Annotated in this window: 23 protein-coding genes; 3 read left to right on the top strand and 20 right to left on the bottom strand. The window is 71.3% G+C overall.

From position 1 onward, the window contains the following. Window positions 1-20: 20 nt before the first annotated feature. Window positions 21-821 carry an alpha/beta hydrolase family protein gene (locus tag SALPAC2_RS0116355; protein ID WP_018217717.1) on the bottom strand — a complete coding sequence of 267 codons (801 nt, stop codon included), beginning with the start codon at window positions 819-821 and terminating at the stop codon, window positions 21-23. 79 nt (window positions 822-900) lie between these two features. On the opposite strand from SALPAC2_RS0116355, the gene SALPAC2_RS0116350 reads away from it, so the two are divergent. Further along, window positions 901-1,518, top strand: coding sequence for a bacterial proteasome activator family protein (locus SALPAC2_RS0116350; protein ID WP_018217716.1), 618 nt, complete (start codon window positions 901-903; stop codon window positions 1,516-1,518). A 21-nt stretch (window positions 1,519-1,539) separates the two neighbouring features. On the opposite strand, the gene SALPAC2_RS0116345 is transcribed toward SALPAC2_RS0116350, so the two are convergent. Together SALPAC2_RS0116345 and SALPAC2_RS0116340 are read right to left on the bottom strand one after the other, a co-directional pair. After that, a complete protein-coding gene (locus tag SALPAC2_RS0116345) occupies window positions 1,540-2,361 on the bottom strand; it encodes an HAD family hydrolase (RefSeq protein WP_018217715.1) in 822 nt (273 codons plus the stop codon). Window positions 2,362-2,574: 213 nt separating this feature from the next. Next, a complete protein-coding gene (locus SALPAC2_RS0116340) occupies window positions 2,575-3,333 on the bottom strand; it encodes a hypothetical protein (protein ID WP_018217714.1) in 759 nt (252 codons plus the stop codon). A 201-nt stretch (window positions 3,334-3,534) separates the two neighbouring features. On the opposite strand from SALPAC2_RS0116340, the gene SALPAC2_RS0116335 reads away from it, so the two are divergent. Next, the gene (locus SALPAC2_RS0116335) at window positions 3,535-3,879 is read left to right on the top strand and encodes a metallopeptidase family protein (RefSeq protein ID WP_018221955.1); all 345 of its coding nucleotides are present in this window, start codon (window positions 3,535-3,537) and stop codon (window positions 3,877-3,879) included. Between the two features lie 76 nt (window positions 3,880-3,955). Here the strand turns inward: SALPAC2_RS0116335 and pheA are convergent, their stop codons facing one another. The 5 genes from pheA to SALPAC2_RS0116310 all read right to left on the bottom strand — a co-directional run bounded on the left by pheA (window position 3,956) and on the right by SALPAC2_RS0116310 (window position 7,399). Beyond that, a complete protein-coding gene (pheA, locus tag SALPAC2_RS0116330) occupies window positions 3,956-4,906 on the bottom strand; it encodes a prephenate dehydratase (RefSeq protein ID WP_018217712.1) in 951 nt (316 codons plus the stop codon). A 9-nt stretch (window positions 4,907-4,915) separates the two neighbouring features. Further along, window positions 4,916-5,401, bottom strand: a complete 486-nt coding sequence (locus SALPAC2_RS0116325) for a hypothetical protein (protein WP_018217711.1) — start codon at window positions 5,399-5,401, stop codon at window positions 4,916-4,918. A gap of 228 nt (window positions 5,402-5,629) precedes the next feature. Continuing rightward, window positions 5,630-6,013: an ACT domain-containing protein gene (locus SALPAC2_RS0116320; protein WP_018217710.1), complete on the bottom strand. Its 384-nt coding sequence runs from the start codon at window positions 6,011-6,013 to the stop codon at window positions 5,630-5,632. A gap of 75 nt (window positions 6,014-6,088) precedes the next feature. Then, entirely contained in the window at window positions 6,089-6,547 is a 459-nt protein-coding gene (locus SALPAC2_RS0116315) for a hypothetical protein (RefSeq protein ID WP_018217709.1), read from the bottom strand. A gap of 141 nt (window positions 6,548-6,688) precedes the next feature. Further along, a complete protein-coding gene (locus SALPAC2_RS0116310) occupies window positions 6,689-7,399 on the bottom strand; it encodes a hypothetical protein (RefSeq protein ID WP_026184797.1) in 711 nt (236 codons plus the stop codon). A 160-nt stretch (window positions 7,400-7,559) separates the two neighbouring features. Between SALPAC2_RS0116310 and SALPAC2_RS24975 the strand changes: the two genes are divergently transcribed. Continuing rightward, window positions 7,560-8,780 (top strand): arginine deiminase, encoded by a 1,221-nt coding sequence (locus SALPAC2_RS24975; RefSeq protein ID WP_018217707.1) that lies wholly within the window; start codon window positions 7,560-7,562, stop codon window positions 8,778-8,780. Between the two features lie 83 nt (window positions 8,781-8,863). On the opposite strand, the gene SALPAC2_RS0116300 is transcribed toward SALPAC2_RS24975, so the two are convergent. From SALPAC2_RS0116300 to SALPAC2_RS26290, 12 genes are all read right to left on the bottom strand, one after another. Beyond that, complete coding sequence (locus SALPAC2_RS0116300) at window positions 8,864-9,748, bottom strand: DUF5926 family protein (protein ID WP_018217706.1); 885 nt, start codon at window positions 9,746-9,748, stop codon at window positions 8,864-8,866. A 61-nt stretch (window positions 9,749-9,809) separates the two neighbouring features. Continuing rightward, complete coding sequence (locus tag SALPAC2_RS0116295; RefSeq protein ID WP_018217705.1) at window positions 9,810-10,286, bottom strand: ATP-binding protein; 477 nt, start codon at window positions 10,284-10,286, stop codon at window positions 9,810-9,812. Window positions 10,287-10,350: 64 nt separating this feature from the next. Then, window positions 10,351-11,808: a sensor histidine kinase gene (locus tag SALPAC2_RS0116290; RefSeq protein WP_018217704.1), complete on the bottom strand. Its 1,458-nt coding sequence runs from the start codon at window positions 11,806-11,808 to the stop codon at window positions 10,351-10,353. Window positions 11,809-11,861: 53 nt separating this feature from the next. Next, window positions 11,862-12,653 (bottom strand): glycerophosphodiester phosphodiesterase, encoded by a 792-nt coding sequence (locus SALPAC2_RS0116285; protein WP_018217703.1) that lies wholly within the window; start codon window positions 12,651-12,653, stop codon window positions 11,862-11,864. Between the two features lie 9 nt (window positions 12,654-12,662). Then, complete coding sequence (locus SALPAC2_RS0116280) at window positions 12,663-12,998, bottom strand: rhodanese-like domain-containing protein (protein WP_018217702.1); 336 nt, start codon at window positions 12,996-12,998, stop codon at window positions 12,663-12,665. Window positions 12,999-13,046: 48 nt separating this feature from the next. Continuing rightward, complete coding sequence (locus tag SALPAC2_RS0116275; RefSeq protein WP_018217701.1) at window positions 13,047-13,988, bottom strand: LCP family protein; 942 nt, start codon at window positions 13,986-13,988, stop codon at window positions 13,047-13,049. A gap of 229 nt (window positions 13,989-14,217) precedes the next feature. Beyond that, window positions 14,218-15,525: an LCP family protein gene (locus SALPAC2_RS0116270; protein WP_080636937.1), complete on the bottom strand. Its 1,308-nt coding sequence runs from the start codon at window positions 15,523-15,525 to the stop codon at window positions 14,218-14,220. Between the two features lie 70 nt (window positions 15,526-15,595). After that, on the bottom strand, window positions 15,596-16,573 hold the full coding sequence (locus tag SALPAC2_RS0116260) for an NAD-dependent epimerase/dehydratase family protein (RefSeq protein WP_018217698.1): 978 nt from the start codon (window positions 16,571-16,573) through the stop codon (window positions 15,596-15,598). 161 nt (window positions 16,574-16,734) lie between these two features. After that, window positions 16,735-18,408 (bottom strand): solute symporter family protein, encoded by a 1,674-nt coding sequence (locus tag SALPAC2_RS0116255; protein WP_018217697.1) that lies wholly within the window; start codon window positions 18,406-18,408, stop codon window positions 16,735-16,737. Further along, window positions 18,386-18,763, bottom strand: a complete 378-nt coding sequence (locus SALPAC2_RS0116250) for a DUF485 domain-containing protein (protein WP_018217696.1) — start codon at window positions 18,761-18,763, stop codon at window positions 18,386-18,388. Before SALPAC2_RS0116250 ends, SALPAC2_RS0116255 begins: the two co-directional genes overlap by 23 nt. Before the next feature lie 135 nt (window positions 18,764-18,898). Further along, a complete protein-coding gene (locus SALPAC2_RS0116245) occupies window positions 18,899-19,606 on the bottom strand; it encodes a flavin reductase family protein (RefSeq protein WP_018217695.1) in 708 nt (235 codons plus the stop codon). A 131-nt stretch (window positions 19,607-19,737) separates the two neighbouring features. Beyond that, window positions 19,738-19,959: a hypothetical protein gene (locus SALPAC2_RS26290; RefSeq protein WP_109745392.1), complete on the bottom strand. Its 222-nt coding sequence runs from the start codon at window positions 19,957-19,959 to the stop codon at window positions 19,738-19,740. Window positions 19,960-20,080 lie beyond the last annotated feature (121 nt).

Below are 20,080 nucleotides of genomic sequence, written 5' to 3'. Positions count from 1 at the left end.
GCTCGGCCACGCTGCGTCAACTAGCTACTAGATTTGGTGAGGGAACGTAATGCGAGGACGACTTGGGGCCAAGCCACTGATTCTGGGTCGATTAGGCCGAAATGTTCGCACTCGGGCAGCTCCAGCAGCTGAACGTTGCCGCCAGCGGCGTGCCCGGCGGTAACGAATTCTCGGCTCATCGTTACCGGCACCTGTTCGTCGAGGGTGCCATGCACAACTACTGTCCGTGAACTAGTTGGTGGCAGTGAACCCGGATCACAGGCCGCGTAGCGGTCCGGTACCTCGGCCGGGCCGCCGCCGAGCAGTGCGGCCACCGCACCCTTGTCCAGGTCCAGCCGGTAGGCCTCGGCCAGGTTCGCCACCGGGGCCAGGGCGAGGATTCCGCCGACCAGGGCGGGCCGGGTGGCGGCGGCGTAGAGCGCCAGCTGTCCACCGGCCGAGTGACCGATGAGGATCGGCGGGTCGGCCGCCACCGCACCGGGGAACGCCTCGGCCGTCAGCCGGGGCAGCTTGGACACCCCGGCCAGGACGTCGGTCATGGTTGTCGGCCAGCCACCGCCGGGCTGCCCGGTCCGGCGGTACTCGACCTGCGCCACCGGGTAGCCGAGCCGGGCCAGCGCGGTCGCCAGCGGCGCGGTGTGCCGGCGGTCGTACTCAGCTCGCCAGAAGCCGCCGTGCACGACGATCACCAGCCGCTCGGGCGGCCCGGCACCGGTTGGCCGGCGCAGATCCGCGATCTGATCCGGATGGGGGCCGTAGGCGACGGTGGCGTCCGGGGCTGGCGCGGGACGGGTGAGCACGGCACGCGGGTCGCTGGACATGCCGGTGACGGTAGCGGGTTGTCCCGATCGGCGCTGATCGTTGCTCCCGGAGGGCGCCGCCGGCGGCGGCTGGGGAAAGATGGGTGCCATGACCGAAGCGCAGTCCGCGGGACAGAACGACGTGCAGGACCAGGTTGACGAGCAGGGCCAGGACGATGCTGCCCGGTCCGGCACCGTGGTGGTGGTGGGACCGGACGGCCGTCCGGTGGGCACGGTGCAGACCGACGACAGCCAGGAGGATCCGGCCCGACTGGTCGAGCAGCCGGCCAAGGTGATGCGGATTGGCAGCATGATCAAGCAGCTGTTGGAGGAGGTCAAGGCTGCTCCGCTCGACGACGCCAGCCGGCACCGGATGCGGGAGATCCACGAGCGGTCCATCGTCGAGCTCAAGGAGGGGCTCGCCCCTGAGCTGCGGGAGGAACTGGAGCGTCTCGCCCTGCCCTTCACCGAGGAGAAGGCGCCCAGCGAGAGCGAGTTGCGGATCGCCCACGCGCAGCTCGTTGGCTGGCTGGAAGGGCTCTTCCACGGCATCCAGGCCGCCTTGGTCGCCCAACAGATGGCGGCCCGGGTGCAGCTGGAGCAGATGCGCTCCGGCCGGCAGGCCCTCCCCAGCGGGCCGGGTGGAATCGCGCCCGGCATGCCCGGGATGGGGCAGCCGGCGGGCGGTGAGGGGCACAGCACCGGTCAGTACCTCTGATCGGTGCGGCCCGGGCCGCTGTCAGCGGGTCAGTAGCCGGTCAAGGTAGACGGCGACTCCGTCGTCGTCGTTTCGGAGGGTGGCTTCGTCGGCGGCGGCGTGTACCGCCGGGTGCGCGTTCGCCACCGCCACCCGGGCCCACCCCGCCCAGGAGAACATCGGCAGGTCGTTCGGCTGGTCGCCGAAGACCAGCACCTCCGCCGGGTCCACGCCGAGCCGTTCGGCGACCACCTGGAGCCCGGTCGCCTTGTCCACACCGGGCGGGCAGATCTCGATGAAGCCCAGGCCAGCCTGGGTGAGCGCGGCGGCGTGCGGTGGGATGATCCGCTGGGCCGCCGTCAACAGCTCGTCAGTGTGGTGGTCGGCGGTCCGGGCGAAAGCCTTGATCACGTTTCCGGCGAGGCACTCGGCGCGGCTGCGCGCCTCGAACAGCTCCGGGTAGGGCCAACTCGCGTGGTAGTCCCCCCAAAGCGGTGCGTTGGGTTCGTCGGACGACTCCACCATGACGGTCAGTGGGCCGACCGCTGTCTCCAGCTCGGTCAGCAACTCCGCCAGCACCGCACCGGAGAGCCACTCGTCGCGGAGCACCAACGGCCCGTCCGGGTCGCTCTGGTCCACCACCCGGCCGCCGTTGGCCATCACCAGGAAGTCGGCGGCGCGGATGTCGTTGCGGGTCAGCTCGGTCAGCCGCGGTCCGCGACCGGTCGCGCCGACCATCGGAATGCCGGCGGCGCGCATCCGGTCGAGCACCCCGTGCGTGTACGCGGAGACGGTGTTGTCGCTGCGGACGAGCGTCCCGTCCAGATCGGTGGCGATCAACTTCGGTAATCCCGGGCGGACCATGGCTCCTCCTTCGCCCGCCGCCGTCGCGGCCAGTCGTCACAGTTGTGTGACCCGGCGTTACGGCGGGCAGCAACCGTACCTCGCGGAGGCGGCCCCAACCATGGCCAACCGGCGAATCCGGTGCCAATGGGTGGCGGGGCGGCAGGCCGGCAGGGCCGGGACCAGCGGTCGGGTAGGCCCGTGGCGCTGGTGGTACCCGGTGGCGCAGCTCGATCAATCCGGGCGGACGAACGGGGCCGTCGGGCGGACGGTGAGGTCGGCGGGGGGCGGCAGGTCGTCCGCTGCGGTGCGGCGGGGAGCACGCGGTCGTCGGGCCGACGCTGCCGCACCGTCCTCCAGCGCTGCCGCACCGTCCTCCAGCGCTGCCGCACCGTCCTCCGGTGTTGCCGCACCGGGCCCCGGCTCGGGCCTGCCGGCGGCCGGGGCGAGCAGCACGGCAGCCCCGAGCAGTGCGCAGGTCAGTAGGGCGGCGACCATCCCCCGCCCGTATTCGATGGAAGCCGCCTGGCCGGGGAAGTAGTCGGCGCTTCCGTCCTGGTTGTCGATCGTGGTCATCCCGGCGACCAGCACCGCGAGCAGAGCAGCCGCCAGGGCCAGACCGGCGATGCGGGCGTTTGACCGGCCGGCTCCGGTGCCGTACAGGGCGAGGGCGACCGCCACCGCCAGACCCAGGATGCCGACCAGGTAGACGAGGCCGAGACCACCCGTCCGGTCAACCGTCTCCCGGATCTGGAACGCGCCACCGTCAGGATTGAGAGGGGGCAGGTGCCGCACCAACCACGTCTGCGTCAACGAGGCCAGCCCGGCGACGGCCCCGAGCCCGGCGAGAACGAGTGGCAGGCGTCGGTTACGCAGGAGCTGGGTGCCGGAGCGCCGGCGGCCCGATGGTCGAGGAGCGTCCCCGCCCCACTGCCCGCCGACGATGCCGTCGGAGCGGTCTTCCTGCCGGGGGATGGGCTGCTTCGGATCCATCGGAGGCCTTTCCTATCGATGAGATTGATCCGCAGCATGGCACAACCAGCCAGCGGCGGGCCGGACCGAATCGCCTCTCCCCCGCCGGCTGTCCGCCTTCTCCGCCGGCTGTCCGCCTTCTCCGCCGCGCTGTCCGCCTCCCCCCGCCAGGGCGGGGCCTCCCGGCAGAACCGCGGGTACCGGCAGAATGGGGCGGTGGCCATGGAGATGAACCGGGAGCGGTTCGAGGAGTTGGTCGGCGACGCGCTCGACGAGGTGCCCGAGGAGTTGCTCAGTCTGATGAGCAACGTGGTCATCCTGGTCGAGGACACCCCACCCCCCGGCGAGGAGCTACTCGGCCTGTACGAGGGGCACGCCCTGACCGACCGCGGCTGGGACTACTCGGGCGTGCTGCCCGACCGCATCCTGATCTACCGCAACCCGATTCTGCGCATCTGCGACACCGAGGAGGACGTGGTGGAGGAGGTGGCGGTCACGGTCGTGCACGAGATCGCCCACCACTTCGGCATCGACGACGAGCGCCTGCACGAGTTGGGCTGGGGTTGAGCCGTCGGGACGCTAGGAAGAGGGTCGGTCACGGCCCGGCACCGGACGGGGCGGCCAGGAAATCGTGCGACCGGTCTCAGCTGAGATCCCCGCTACGCAGCCGGGCCAGCCAGGCGGCGGCGTCGACATAGTCGGCGTCAACGGGCCCCGCCGGGGCGGGCCGTTCACCTCCGCCGCCGGTCCAGCGGTGCCGAGGGTACGACCCGAGGAAGCGCACCCGGGCGCAGACCCGACGTAGTCCCTGTAGTGCTTCGCCGAGCCGGGCATCGGCCAGATGACCGGTGCAGTCCAGGAAGAACACGTACCGGCCGAGTGCCTCGCCGGTCGGCCGGGACTCGATCCGGGTCAGGTTCACTCCCCGCACGGCCAGCTCCATCAGCACGGAGAGCAGCGCGCCCACCCGGTCGTGGGCGATGTAGACGGCCAGCGACGTCACGTCGTCCCCGGTGGGCGGCGGGGGCGGCCCCGGCCGCGAGAAGAGCGCGAATCGGGTCACCGCGTCCGGGTGGTCGGCGATCTTGTCGGCCAGTACCGCGAGCCGGTGTCGGGCCGCGCCGATCGGAGCGCAGATCGCCGCGTCGAAGTCGCCAGTGGCGGCCCCGACCGCCGCTGCACCGTTGGAGAGCACGTCAACCACCGTCGCGTCGGGTAGGTGAGCGTGCAGCCATGCCCGGCACTGGGTGGACGCCTGGGGATGGGCGGCCACGCTGCGCACCGAACCGAGGTGTCCGCCGGCGCGGGTGGCGAGCACGAACTGCACCGGCAGGATCACCTCCCGGGTGATCACCAACGGCTCGCCCTCGGCCAACTCGTCCAGCGTCACCCCGACCGCGCCGCCGATGGAGTTCTCCAGCGGCACCAGCGCCGCATCCGCGGCACCGACACGTACGCTCTCCAGCGCCTCGCCGACGCTGCGGGCAGGCGTACGGTTGGCCCGCTCGGCGGCGGGGACGGTCCGCAGCGCCTGCTCGGCGAAGGTGCCCTCGGGCCCGAGGTAGACAAAGCGGGTCGGCGGTGTTCCCGGCATGGCGACAGCCTACGTACCCGAGCTGGCGTCGCAGGCCAGGGTCCGGATGCCGGTCGGGGAGGTGACGCGTACCTCCGCTGTGCAGACATCGGTGCCGGCGGTGACCAGGCGTGGTGCGGTGCCGGAACCCCGGCTGACGACCTGGAGCGGTTCGTAGCCGGTGACGGTGAGGACGGTGTAATGCCAGTCGTCGGCGCAGAGCGGCCCGGTCAGCACCCGTACCTGGGCGTCGGCGGGGAGCAGGTCCTGCCCGCGTACCAGGGTGGCCACCTGCTGGCTGGACGGGCCGGCGGGGCACCGGACGGCGACCGGCGTGCTGCTGGCCGTCGGGGTGGACGCCCCGGTCGGCGCCGGTGCCGCAGTGGTGGGCGCGGCGTCGGTCGGGCTGGGCGAAGTGGACCGGGCTGACTGGCTCGGCTGGACGTCCCGCAGCTCGGGCGGGGTGCCGCAGCCCGAGGTGAGCAGGACCGCCAGGAGCGCCACCAGCCCGACCACGGGCGCGGCCCGGGTCTTTGACTGGCCACGCCGGGCCGGTGGTCCGGTCCGGGACCGGTGGGTGGGCGGAGCGGAAGCAGCGGGGCGGGGTCCGGACGGCACGGACGATCCTCAAATCGACGTGAATAAGTGCAGGTGGATGGGAGACCCATCGTAGGAGGGTCCGCTGGTCCGGTGAAGCCTCAACCGGGTCTCTTCTCGACGGGGGTCAACGCAACACAGCCCCGGCTAGGTACGGACCCGGTGCCCGGCTCGGTCGAGCGCGGTGACGGCCTGATCGAGGCGGACCGCCGGGACCAGCAGGTAGTCGGTGTCGTGGGTGGAGAAGGCGACCACGGAGACGCGGGCCTCGGCCAGCGGGTCGATGAGAGCGGCCAAGCCGGTGGAGAGTGCGAGGTCAGAGGGGCCGACCAGGCGGAGGCAGCGCCAGGTGGTCTCGGTCTGTGCCGGTGCGCGCGCTGCGGGACAGATCACCGACACGCCGTCGGTGGTCCAGCTCACCGTGACCACGTCATCGTCGCTCAGCCCGCCCGACAGGCCGGGCGGCAGGGCAGAGCCGGCCGCCAGACGGCAGACAGCGTAATCACCCGGCAGCAGAGCGATATCCAGCATGAGGGCACCATACGGCCTCGGGCGGCTCCTACCCAGCACACCGCACGCGGCGCATGCCACATGCAGTGCTCCGGGTTAGACCTCGGAGAGGAATGTGAGCGAGCCCACGACCGCACCGGCACGGTGAACCGGGGTGGAGATGGCGTCAACGGTGGCGTCCGGTGCGCCCGGCGACACCCCTTTGATCCGGAGCAGCCCGCGGGTCAGACGGCCGGAGGTGATGGCGAGGAGCGGTGGGATCTTGTCGAGTTCCGGCTCGGTCAGCTCGCCCCGGTTGGCGGTGAAGTCGAGTAGCCGCAGGCTGCCGTCGAGTAGTGGATGCCCGATCACGTCCAGACAGTCATCGAGAAAAAGCAGGTGAGACCCGGCGGCGGAAACGGCGAGCACCCGAGTGTCGGCAGCGATGAGCAGGCAGGGCTCGTCTGCCTGGGAGACGGCTACCGACCAGGAGGTGACGTTGTCGTACTCCTGCTCTGGCGGTGCCACTACCGTCGGCACGCGGATGTCTGAGAGCGAGAGTTCGACGTGGGCCACCGCACCTCCTACGTAAACCGAGACGGTCTGTCCACGCTAGCGTGACCCAACGCATTTTCGCTGACCTCGCCGGCAACCGTCAGCTCACTGTTGGTGATGTGGACCGTGACCCATCGACGGTACCGTCGGTGCCCCGGCTTGTCAGCTGCCGTCGCCATACCACCGGTAGTCGGCCGCCGGGCGGTGGCTGCCGTTGCGCCAGGTGCCCGGGTGCTGCGCGACCCGGGACAGCTTGGCCGCGGTTTCCGGGCTGATGCGGTTCCCGGCGGCGACGAGGAGCCGGTCCAGTTCCCGGTGGGTGGCCATCAGACAGTCCTCTGGGAGGCCGTACACGCTGATGACGCCGGAGCCGACGAATGTCAGCACCGGCGTCACCGGGATTGGTAGCCCGACCGCGTTGCTGAGGGCCCTGCTCGCCCGCTTGGCATCCTTGCGGGCCTCCGTCACGTAGGCCGGGCGCTTGCCGTTGATCTGCACGACCTCGCCGGCCACCAGCACCCGGGTTCGGCCATGATCAACGATCGTGACCGCGTAGAGCCCGCTCGGGCCGATCACGAGGAAGCCGGCGCGTTCGTCCTCGGCGGCGTCACGGAGCAGATCGAGCGAGTCGGTACGCGGCCATTCGATCACGTGCCAGGCCGGACCGAGCTGGTCGAGTCGACCCAGAGCCCGTGCGCCGGCTGCCTCCAGCCGTCGTGCTCCCCGCTCGGCCCGTCGACGGCGGGCCCACTCGAGGGGGGAGGAGCGGGGTGGGGCGAGCGCCCGCGGGTTATCCACCCGGGGGTGTGGCACCGCCATGGGCGGCAACGCCTGGGCGGAGGTTGCGCCTCGGCGAGCAGGGTAGACAGTCATCGCGACCTCCGGCAAAAGGTCCCTCGAAGTTATGTCCCCGCTACCCTACGTCGCTACTACCCGGAGGGGGCAAGTTGGAGCGCCGGAGTGAGTGCGGATGAATGCCGTGTTCATCCATCGTTGTTTTGCCGGATACCGAGAACTCAGGCTCTAGGCTGCGATGGTGAGCCACTACGTGGACAGTGAGGTTGGCCACCTGGGTACGGTCCTGCTGCACCGGCCCGGGCCCGAGCTTGCCCGGCTCACCCCCCGCAACAGTGGTTCGCTGCTCTTCGACGCCATCCCCTGGGTCAGCCGCGCGCAAGAGGAGCACGACGCGTTCGCCGCCGCGCTACGCGAGCGCGGCGTGGAGGTGCTGCACCTGGCAGAGCTGCTCACCGAGACCCTCGCCAGCGACGACGCGCGGGCCGAGCTGACCGAGCAGGTGCTGCGCTCGCCCCGGCTCGGCGACCAGCTACGCGCCCGGGTCGCCGCCCACCTCGCCTACCTCGACCCGGCCACGTTGGCCGGTGTCCTCATCGCCGGTCTGGCCCACGAGGAACTGCGGATCAGCCGGGAGCGCCCCGGGGGCCTGGTCTACCAGCTGATGGACCGGCACGACTTCGTCATCGACCCGCTGCCAAACCTGCTCTTCACCCGCGACTCCTCGGTCTGGATCGGCGGTCGGGCCGCCGTCACCAGCCTGGCCATGCCCGCCCGGCGGCGGGAGAGCACGCTGACCGACATCATCTACCGCCACCATCCACGTTTCGCCGGCACCGAGTTCGCGTACCACCCGGGGATGGAGCATCTGGAGGGTGGGGACGTGCTGCTGCTCGCCCCCGGCGTACTGGCGGTCGGGGTGGGCGAGCGGACCACGCCAGCGGGTGCCGAGCGCCTTTCCCGCCAGGTCTTCGCCGCAGAGCTGGCCCACACCATCCTGGTCGTACCGATCGCCCAGGAGCGGGCCACCATGCATCTCGACACCGTCTGCACGATGGTGGACACCGATGCGGTGCTGATGTACCCGAACATCGCCAGCACGCTCGTCGCGTACACGGTGATCGCCGGTGCCGACGGCGACGATCCGCGGGTGCAAGGACCGGCGCCGTTCCTGCGGGCCGCCGCGGACGCGATGAACCTGGACCAGCTTCGAGTGATCGACACCGGCCTGGATCCGGTGACCGCCGAGCGGGAACAGTGGGACGACGGCAACAACACCCTCGCTCTGGCGCCCCGGCTCTGCGTCAGCTACGAGCGGAACACGGAGACCAACGCGCAGCTTGAGCGGGCCGGTATCGAGGTCGTCCCGATCGCCGGCTCGGAGCTGGGCTCCGGGCGGGGCGGCCCCCGGTGCATGTCCTGCCCGCTACTCCGCGCCCCCCTCGGCCGGGGAGACTGAGCCGGCCGCGCACCCCCGTTGCCCCCTCACCTCCACCGGCCGCGCACCCCCGCTGCCCGTTCACCTCCGACGTCCGCGTGGACTCAGCGGAGGGCGAGCTGGCGGCCGAGGAGCCCGTGGCGGGCCCGCCGGGCCGCCGCATCCAGGGGGGCGGTGGCTGCCAAGGCCGCCGCGTAGCGTTCGGCGAACTCGGCCACCGGCTGCTCCCAGTGGCTGGCCGGGGTCTCCTCCGGGAGGTCCCAGACCGGCACGAGGCGGCCGTGCGCGCGGAACATTCCGGCGAACTTCGTCTCCGCGCCCAGGGTCAGGGTGCCGGCCACGCTGAGGCGGGCCAGCGCGTCCAGGGCGGCGTCCTCGTCGTCGGGGAGCACCCACCGGACGTGTGCCTTCTCCGGGACCTGGCACCAGTAGGCGGCGCGGGCCGCGGTGAGCCGCACGGTTGGGTAGATCGCGGAATCGGCCCGCTCCAGCGACGCCTGCACGGTCGGATCGTCGGCTGAGTCCGGGTCGAGCCAGAACTGGAAGCTCTGGTGCAGGGTGATCTCCAGTGGAGCGTCAACCAGCACGTCCGGTAGCCGGGGCCCCGGGCCGGGCAGCGGCGGCACGCCGACCTGGCGGCCCGGCTCGGTGCGCAGCGCGCAGAGCAACGCCTCGGCCAGGTCCCGGGAGACGTCACCGGACTGCTGATGCCGCTGGAGGCCGAGCAGGACCCGACCGGTTGGCTGCACCATCGCCGGTGCCGCCGCCGGCAGGACGGTGGCCAGCAGGACCTCCCGCTCACCGAACTCGGTCACCAGGTCGGGGGCGAGGCGCAGTGGTGCGGTTGCGGCCGGCACGAGCTCGCGTAGGGCGATCCACTCCGGCTCGTCGGTCAGGCCCTCGAAGGGGCGGGGCACGAAGATGTCCCGCACCTTCTCCCGTTTCCCGGTGGTGTCCGCGGCCCGCTGGCTCTTTCGACGCTTGCTCACGGTCGGACAGCCTAGAGGGCCGCGTGGGCTGACGGGGGCCGGACCCACCCGGCCCCGCCGGTCAGGCGATCACCAGATCCGGTCCGTCGAAAGAGTTACGGTCGGACTGCTGTCCGGCCGGCTCGGACTGCTCTCCGATCGGCTCGGCCGGACTTCCGAACGGCTCGAACTCAGCCCAGACGCTCTGCCCGAGGCCATCCCGGTCAACCCCCCAGCGGCTGGACAATCCAGCGACGATGTGCAGGCCACGGCCATCGGGTGCGTCGGGAGCGATGGCCCGGATCCGCGGCTCGACGGGGGCGCCACCGTCAGTCACCCGTAGCCAGATCCGTGGGCCCATCGGGGTGGGGCGCAGCCGCCAACCCACCCGGATCACCCCGCCCGGCAGTGGGTCGGCGTGCCGTACGGCGTTGCCCACCAGCTCTGCGAGGACCGCCACGAGATCGGCGAGCAGCGCTGGCGGTACGGCGGCGCCCAGCTCGCTGGCGAGCCAGTGCCGCGCCTGCCGGGCTCCCACCCCGTCGTGGGGAACCACCACGCACCACGTCCGTTCGGGACTATCCGTCAACACCGTCGCCCTTCACCCCCCACCGCCCCCCTGGTCACCCGTGGGGCAGCCGTACCTCTGCGACCGTACCGCCACCGGCCTTCGGCCGGAGACATACCCGTCCATTTTGTTGCTCCACGATGCGGCGGACGAGAAAGAGGCCGAGCCCGGCTCCGGGGAGGCGATGGCGATCGCCGGAATCGCCCTGCCAGTACTGGTCGAACGCCCGCTCCACGTGCTCCGGACGGATGCCGACGCCCTGGTCGGTGACGCGGACGGAGACGGTCTGGCCGTCGGTACCGGCGGTGATCGTGATCGGACTGGTGGGGGGTGAGTACTTGCCGGCGTTGGTACACAGCTCAGTGAGGACCGTCGCCAGACTGGCCCGGTGACCGAGCGCCCAGGGCAGGCCGACCGGCGCGGTGAGGGTGATCCGGCGCCGCAGCTCGGCGGGGAGCTCGGTCACCGCCGCCCGCAGGGCGTCGCCCAGGTCGTACGGAGCGGGCGGCGCCCCGCCGGAACCCGCCTCGGCGGTGGAGGAGAGGAGCCGGTCGACGAGGCGGGCCAGTTCGTTGGCGCGCTGCCCGATCTTCTGGGCGGCCAGCTGCCGGTCGGCGTCACTCAGCGCCTCCCAGTGATCGGTGAGGGTGTCCGCGTACCCCTTGATGACAGTCACCGGGGTGCGCAGCTCGTGGCTGGTCACCGCGACGAAGAGGTCGTGGTCGGCGATGCTCTGCTGCTGGTCGGTGATATCGCGGAAGGTGACCACGCGGAGCGTTCCGGGCCCCGGCAGCTCTTCCGAGGTGACCCGCAGCCAGCGACCGTCCGGCAGCCGGTGGTCGAGTGCCTGCCCCGGCGGGGGAAGGGGGAACGGCACAGGCCGGCTGAGTACGTCGGTGACCGCGTGGCCGGTGAGCTGGGCGGCGGCGGGATTCCAGAGTCGGACGCGGGCCTCGCGGTCCACCACCGCCAACCCGTCGGCGAGCGCGGCCACGATCGGTCCGTCAACGTGCACCGGCAGGCCGCGTTGGTCGCCGTAGAGGTGGGCGATGCAGGAGGCGACGTAGGCGATGACGCACTGGTGGTCCGGGCCCGGTTGGTCCTCGCCGGCGGGGTAGAGGGCGTGCAGGCTGCCCACGGTGTGCCCGCTGATCTCGGCGCGGGACAGCACCATCTGGGACCCGGTCGGGCCGTTGAGCTTCGTCCCGAGCCGGCCGCTGAGGCGGTCCGTGTCGAGCTGGTGGACTCGGGGTCCGGAGAGCAGACAGCGGGCGTCCGGGTCGTCTGCCGGCAGGGGATGGCCGAGGGTCCATTCGACGGTGCCGGTGGCGGCGATCACCCGTCCACCGGTGGAGGTGAACTCGACGAAGGCCAGCCCGGCGGCCCCCAGCGCCTGCTGGACCACCCGGAGGAGCTGGTTGAGTGCCGTCGCGCCAGCCTCGCCCGCGTTGATCATTTCGATCACCGCGGTGTGGCCGTTGATCAGAGCAGAGAAGTCCGTGCGTCTCGGCATGCCCCGAGTGTGCCCCGCCGACCGGATCCGGGACAGGCCCGTTGGTCCCACGCTCAGCCGCGGAGCCGGGTGAGGGTGGGGGCCGGCCGGTCGGTGATGATGCCGTCCACCCCGGCGTCCAGCACCAGCTCCAGGTCGCGGGGTTTGTTGACGGTCCAGACGTACACCTGGTTGCCGGCTGCCCGCAGCGTGGGGATCAGGGTGGGGTGGGAACGCACCAGCGCGAGGCCGGGACCGGCGATCTGGATGCCGAACGGCAACCGACTCAGCCGAAACCCGCGCGGCAACCTGTCCAACAGCAGCACGGCGGGCAGCGCGGGGGCCAGCGCCCGGAGTCGCCGCACCGCCAGCAGGGAGAACGACATGACGGTGACCTGGAGCGGGTGGTCGGGCCTCGGCACGGTCAGCCCGTGCCGTTCGAGTAGCGCGACGAGCCGGCGTTCGACGTTTCGCCCGTACCGGGACGGGTGTTTGGTTTCGATCAGCAGCCGGACCGGCCGGCCGGCGGCGCGGGTCGCTTCCAGGAGCCGGTCCAGGGTGAGCAGCCGCAGGTACGACTCGTCCAGCACCTCGTCGCCGTCGGCTCGGGCTGGTCCGGGATGCCAGGACCCGAAGTCGAGCCCCTCCAACTCGGCGAGCGTGCGGGTGCTGACCGGGCCGTGCCCGTTGCTGGTGCGGTCCAGGCGACGGTCGTGTACGCAGACGAGGTGCCCGTCGCGGGTCAGCCGAACATCGCACTCCAACCCGTCGGCGCCCTCGTCGAGGGCGCGTAGGTACGCGGCCAGCGTGTGTTCCGGTAGGTCGTACGACGAGCCGCGGTGGGCGAAGACCAGGGGGTGGGCCATGACGTGCGGCTACAGGACTCGGCCCGGCTGTCCGTCGCCGCCGACCACCGGCCGGCCCGTGGCGGCCCACTCACCCATCCCGCCCTCGACATTGCGCACCTGCTCCCAGCCGTTGCGCAGGAGGTAGGTGACGACCTGCGCGGAGCGCCCGCCGGATCGGCAGATGACGGCCACCTCGCGGTTGTCGGGCACTTCGGACAGCCGGGTGGGGAGCTGGGTCATCGGCAGGTGGTGGGCGCCGGGTGCGTGGCCGGCGAGCCACTCGTCGTCCTCGCGGACATCGAGCAGGTACGCATCGTCGTTGATATCAGTCACGGTCACGGTGGGTACGCGGGGTCCGAACACGGCTTCCAGCTTAGGGGCGGGGCGCTCCGGGTGGGTGTTGCCGGTCGGTCAGAGCTGCGTGACCCACCGGGGGTTGGCCCGGGCCCACTGCGGCACCCGTTGGTTCTGGATCGCGGTGAAGATCCCGGCACCGCCCTCTTCCAGGACGACGTAGGAGACCTCGTCGATGGTGAGCGGGTAGGACGGCAGCCGGATCCCACGTAGGGAGTCCGCCGGCAGGTCCCGCAGCGCGAGAATCAGATCCGCCAGGGGTACGCCGTTGGTGTCCACCGTCAGCGAGTTACCGACCGCCCGGATCACCTGGTCCAGGCGGACCGGGTTGGTTCGGATCGAGGTCTCGGAGGTGCGCTGCAGTATCGCCCGGATGAGCTGCTGCTGGTGGGCCTGCCGGTCGTAGTCGCCGTTGGGCAGGTCGTAGCGCTGGCGAGCGAAGTCCAGCGCGGTACCGCCGTCCATCTCCTGGCAGCCGGGGGTGAACACCCGGTCGGTGTGGATCGAGCGGAACTGGGTGTCGACGCAGATGCGTACGCCGCCGAGGTGGTCGATGACGTCGCGGAAGCCGGAGAAGTCGACCTTGACGGCGCCGTCGAAGCGGATCCCGGTGAGTTGGGCGAGAGTCGCGGAGAGGAGTTGGGTGCCGGACTCTCCGCCACCGCCGAGTTGGTACGCGGCGTTGATCTTGTCTTCCCCGCCGCCGAAACCGGGAGCGGCGGGGATGATGACCCGAAGGTCCCGGGGTACCGACATCAGGAACGCCTCCCGCCCGCCGGCCGGGACGTGCACGATGAGGATGGTGTCCGACCTTCGGTCGGCGGTGGCGCTGCTGCTCCGCCAGCGGTCGGTCCCGATGAGCAGGAAGTTCAGCGGACCGTCCAGGTCGGTCCGGCTCCGTCGGGCGTCCGCGTCGAGCAGTTTCTCCCGGGTCACTGTCTGGTCGTACCGATGGGCGAGCCGGTAGAGGCCGACGGCCGCGAGGCTGGCCAGGATCACCAGCGCGAGGCCGACGCCGAGGAGGAGGCGGGGCCAACGTGGCCGTCCGCGCCGGACGCCCGCGTCGGCCCGCTCCTGTCCACCCCTCGACCTGGACGTGGTTCCTCCCCGCCACCGTCTGTGAGTAATCCTCGCATCAGGCTACGGTTCGGCGCCCCGCTGGCGGGTCCGTTCGCTGGATCCCAACCCGGTCGGGTCTACGTCGGCGGCGCTGCCCCGGCGGGTGGGGTCAGCTGTCGGCGTCGCTCTCGTTCGCCGCAACCCAGTCGGCCATGCTGTCCGCGGAGATGGCCTGGTACATCGCGAGCGCCTGCTCCCGGTCGGAGACCACGACCGATTCGCCGTTGATGTTCTGGCTGCCGTTGTGCGGGCTGGTCATGAAGGTCAGATTCTCCCCCCGCAGGCTGCGGAACTGGAGGGCCATGTCGATCAGGGAGAAGTCCTCGTCAACGGTGACCGCGGCGGTTACCGCCTTGAGGAAGTCGTTCATCTTGATCGGGTTGGTGAGCGTTCCGGTGCTGGCCGCCTTGTTCATCAGCGCGCGCAGGAACTCCTGCTGGTGCCGCATCCGGTCGAAGTCGCCCCGGGTGAACTGCTTGCGCTGCCGGACCCAGTCCAGCGCCTCGGCGCCGTCCATGTGGTTGACGCCCTCGGTGAAGGTCCGGTAGGGCTTGTGGATCGAGGTGATCGTCTTCTCCACGGTGAGATCAACGCCGTCGAGCGCGTCCGTGACCTCCTCGAACCCGCCGAAGTCGATCGCCATGACATGGTCGAGACGGACATCGGTGAAGCACTCCACGGTGCGGACCGCCAAGGGGAGGCCGCCGAACGCGAAAGCAGCGTTGATCTTCCGCCGCTGCCCCGAGTCGCAGCCCGCGCTCGCGCTCTCCGGGATCGGCACGTACAGGTCACGGGGGATCGACACCAGGTATGCCTCCTGGTGGTTGCTGGGAATGTGCATCACCATGATCGTGTCGGCGCGCCACTCGCCGCGTTGGTCCATCGGCGCGTCCGGATCCCGGGAGTCCGTGCCGACGAGGAGGATGTTCAGCGCCCCATCAACCGTCTTGACCGGCCGGTCCTCGGTTTCCCCCGGCGGGAACGGGTTGGTCCGGGCGAGGTCGTTGTCGAGGCCGCGGGCGTAGAACCAGGCCCCGGTGCCGGCGAGTAGCGCGCAAACCAGCACCGCGACTCCGGTCACCAGTGCGATCCGACCCCAGCGAGGACGCGGGCCACGCCGGCCCGGACGGCCCGGACCGGGGCGACCACTCGGGCCACCCGGGCCACCCGGGCCACCGGGGCCACCCGGGCCACCGGGGCCACCCGGGCCACCGGGGCCACCCGGGCCACCGGGACCACCCGAGCGGCCGGGACCGCCAGGGCCGAGAGGCCCGCCACCGGTCGGTCCGGCCGGCGCGGGGTGCCAGCCCGCCGGTGCGGGGCGGGCACGTCCGGTGGTGGGGCCGGGCACCCGGGCCCGCCCGGAGCTGCGGCTCAGGTGCGGGAACGGGTACGCGGCGGCGGTGGTCGCTGACATGCGAGTCAGGGTACGTCGGGATGCTGTAATCCGGTGACACCCCGATTCGGCGACGGGTGCCCGTGCGCGGCTACCCGAGCCGGTCGCGGAAGTACGCGATCGTGCGGCGCAGGCCCTCCTCGGGCGTAACCTCCGGCTCGAAGTCGAGGAGTTCCCGGGCCCGGGTGAGATCCGGTCGACGCATCTTCGGATCATCTGCGGCCCGAGAGACATAGGTCACCTCAGAGTCGCTCCCGCAGAGTGACACGATCGACTCCGCCAGTCGACGCATGCTCAGCTCGTGCTCGGTCCCGCAGTTGACCGGCCCGGTCTCGGTCGAGTCCAGCAGCAACAGGATGCCCCGCACCAGATCATCGACGTAGCAGATGGAGCGGGTCTGATCCCCGGTGCCGTGCACGGTGATCGGCTCGCCGCGCAGGGACTGGGCGATGAACGTCGGGATCGCCCGGCCGTCGTCCGGCCGCATCCGTGGACCGTAGGTGTTGAAGATCCGGACAATGGCGACATCGGCCCCCCGGCTCCGGTGGTACGCCATCGTCGCCGCCTCGCCGAACCGCTTCGACTCGTCGTAGACGCTCCGGATCCCGATCGGGTTGACGTTGCCCCAGTACGTCTCCCGCTGGGGGTGCTCCAACGGGTCCCCGTACGCCTCGGAGGTGGAGGCCAGCAGGAACCGGGCACCGTCGGCGACCGCCCGGTCCAGCAGGTGCAGGGTGGCGACCGAGCCGACCCGGAGGATCTCCACCGGCAGCTTCTCGAAGTCGGTGGGGCTGGCCGGCGACGCCATGTGCAGAATGGCGTCGAACCGTTCGGCGAGGGCGGGGTGGTGCTCGGGAAGCCCGTCGGAGATATCCGCCTCGACGAGCGTGAAGGTCGACGTCTCCGCCAGGTGGGCGACGTTCTCCTTGGAGCCGGTCACGAAGTTGTCCACCGCCACGACCGTGCAGCCACGGGCGAGGAGGGCGTCAACCAGGTGGGAGGGGACGAAGCCCGCCCCGCCGGTGACGAGGATGCGATGACCGGGGCCGAAGCGTTGCACAACCTTCATGGCGGCCACCCTACCGAGCAGTCGGTTCCCGCCCGGCGGGGAAGGGCCGGGTCGGAGCATCGTCGCCCCGCCCCGCCCCGCCCCGCCCCGCCCCGCCCCGCCCCGGCCCGGCCCGGCCGGGAGGTCGCCGGCTTGGCCCGGGATGTCACTGCCCGGGACGGTCAGTGCGCGCCCGCGCCGGTGAGGGAGCGCACCTCCAACTCGGCGTAGCGCTGATCGTCGCGTTCCTTGGAGATCACCGTTCCGAACCAGCCGCAGAGGAAACCGAACGGGATGGAGAGCAGGCCCGGGTTGGACAGGGGGAACCACTGCCAGTCCTGGTCGGGGAACATCGCGGTCGGCGAACCGGAGACGACCGGGGAGAAGAAGACCAGGAAAACCGCGGCGAAGAGGCCGCCGTAGATGGCCCAGACCGCGCCGCTGGTGTTGAACCGCCGCCAGAAGAGGCTGTAGAGGATCGCCGGCAGGTTGCCCGACGCGGCCACCGCGAAGGCGAGGGCGACCAGGAAGGCGACGTTCAGGTTCTGCGCGAAGATGGAGAGGACGATCGCGATCGCGCCGATCACCAGGGCGGAGATCCGCGCCACGGCCACCTCCTGCCGTTCGGACGCGGTGCCGTTCTTGATCACGTTGGCGTAGAAGTCGTGCGCCAGGCTGGACGAGGAGGCCAGGGTCAGCCCGGCGACGACCGCCAGGATCGTCGCGAAGGCGACCGCCGCGATGACCGCCAGCAGGGTCGCCCCGCCCAGCTCCCCGCCGAGGAAGTCCACCCCCAACGCCTCGGCCAGCTGCGGCGCGGCGGTGTTCCCAGCCCGGTCCTGCGCGGTGATCGCCTCGCTTCCCACCAGCGCCGCGGCACCGAAGCCGAGGGCGAGCGTGAGCAGGTAGAAGGTGCCGATGATGCCGATCGCCCAGAGGACGCTCTTCCGGGCGGCCTTCGCCGTCGGCACGGTGTAGAAGCGGATGAGGATGTGCGGCAGGCCGGCCGTGCCGAGCACCAGCGCGACGCCGAGGGAGAGCAGATCGAGCTTGCTGTAGAAGGTTTTCAGGGCGTCGCCGGGTGTCTCAACGCCGTACCGCAGCCCCGGTTCCAGGAAAGCGGCGCCCTTACCGGAGGCGTCCGCCGCGTCACCGAGCAGGTCGGAGAGGTTGAACTTGTACTTCGCCAACACCAGCAGTGTCATCACGACGGCGCCGCCCATCAGCAGGAACGCCTTCACGATCTGCACATAGGTGGTGCCCTTCATGCCGCCCACCGTCACGTAGGTGACCATCAGCGCGCCGACCATGATGATCGTGGCGATCTTGGCGGCGTCCGCGTCCAGGCCGAGGAAGGTCGTACCCGGCTTGATGCCGAGCAGCAGCGCCACCAGCGCCCCCGCACCGACCATCTGGGCGAGCAGATAGAAGATCGAGACCGTGATGGTGGAGGCCGCGGCGGCCGTCCGTACCGGACGCTGCCGCATCCGGAAGGCGAGCACGTCGGCCATCGTGTAGCGGCCGGAGTTGCGCAGCAGCTCGGCGACGAGCAGCAGCGCCACCAGCCAGGCGACCAGGAAGCCGATCGAGTAGAGGAAGCCGTCGTAGCCGTAGAGGGCGATCAGGCCGGCGATGCCGAGGAACGACGCCGCCGACATGTAGTCGCCGCCGATCGCCATGCCGTTCTGGAAGCCGGAGAAGGAGCGGCCACCCGCGTAGAAGTCGGTGGCGGTCTTGGTCTGCCGGCTGGCCCACACCGTGATCGCCAGCGTCACCGCCACGAAGACGAGAAAGAGCGTGAGGGTCAGGTTCCGGGCGGTGCTGTCACCCGCCTCAGCCGCGAGGACCGTGGTCATGGGTCACCTCCCCGATCTCCCCGATCTCCGCGCGGATCCGGTCCGCCACCGGATCAATCCGGCGGGCCGCGTACCGGGAGTAGAGCCAGGCGATCAGGAAGGTGGAGGCGAACTGGAGCAGACCGAAGACCAGCGCCACATTGATGTTGCCGACGATCTTCGTGCCCATGAGGTCCCGCGCGTACGCGGAGAGGATCACGTAGAGCGCGTACCAGAGGAAGAACGCGACGGTCATCGGGAAGACGAAGCCGCGCAACGCGCGCCGCAACCCGGCGAACTCGGCCGACCGTTGTACGGCCAGATAGCGTTCCGCCGCCGACTCGGCCGGGGCGGACGCGGGTGTGTCTGTGGACATCCGTGGCTCACCACCTTCACAGGTATCCGGGGTTTCGCGCACGGTAGGGAATCCGCTACCGGCCCCGGAAGGCGGCGACCGTCGCCGGTCGTCAGCTGCGCCGAACGGCACCGTGGCTGCGCCGAGTGACCTGGATCACCCCGGTGACCGGCGACCGTCTCCGGTGATCTCGCGGTACCGGCCCCGGTAGTGCAGCAGCGGCTCCGCCTCCTCGACCAGCTCGACGGCGACGATGGTGGCCTCCACCAGCAGCGCCCAGCCGTACTCCCGAGCGGTGTCGAGGCGGCAGCCGGTCCAGCCGCCGGCGTCCGACGGCACCGGGCCGTACTCGGTGTCGGTCCAGTCGCCGGTGGCGAAGAGGCCGCCCGGCGACGGGAAGAGCCCGGCGAAGCGGTCGGCGAGCTGCCGGTGTGTCGGGCCGAGTGGCGCCACCGCGAAACGCCCAGCCGCCTCGGCCGCCGCCCACAGCTCCGACTCCGGGTCGATCAACCCGAGTAGCCGGTCCGGTTCACCCTCCGCCACCAGCGTCGACGACACCGTCAGCCCGGCCGGGCCAGGCGCCGTCCAGAGCGTCACCGGCGTCGCCAGCCGACCCCGCAACCGGCGTACGGGGGACCGCTGGCCGGCGGGAACGGCGAACGGGTCGGTGTGGTGGATGTCAGCGCCCGGCTCATGATTCACGTGGAACATTCTGCCGTCCCCGGCCCGCGCCCAGCCGACGAAGCGTTCCCGCAGCCCGTCCGACAGCTCATTCCGGTGCAGCGGCGCCAGCTGCGTAGCCGCCTCGGCGAGCAGCGTTCCCAGGTAGACGAGGAGCGCCGGTCGATCGTGCCGGTACTCCATTAACAACGCGAGCCGCGCCGGTTGGCAGGGCCAGGGGGCGCCACACGCCCGACACCGCCAGAGCGGGCGCATCGGTACGTGCGGCACCCCTCGACCCGCCGCCGGGCGGCCCCTTGGCGGTCGTACTCCGCTCACCAGCGGCCACCGTTGGCCCGCCAGGTCTGCGCCGGGGTCAGCCAACCGACTCGGCCCGGTTGGGGCGACGCCACCGTCGGCCAACTGGCCCACGCGGGCGGCTGCTGAGGCGGAGCCGGCGCCCCCACCGCAGTCGCCCCCCACGTGCTGGCCGTCGCCGACCGGCCGCTGCGCCGGTACCAGCGCAACGCGCCGTTTCGTCGGAACAGTCTGAGCATCGCTGCCTCCTCCGGCTGGTGGGTCGCCCCGAGCGGGAGTGCTCGGGGCGACCCGACGCAGGACCAGCTGCCGGGCGTCGCCTCCACCAGCCGGGCCGCGCAGCTTCCACCCTGGACTCGG

Origin of the sequence: Salinispora vitiensis, assembly GCF_000378825.1 — a bacterium.
GTDB classification, from domain to species: Bacteria; Actinomycetota; Actinomycetes; order Mycobacteriales; family Micromonosporaceae; genus Micromonospora; species Micromonospora vitiensis.
Note: the sequence above shows the minus strand (reverse complement) of the source record. Positions and strands in the feature narration are given on the sequence as shown.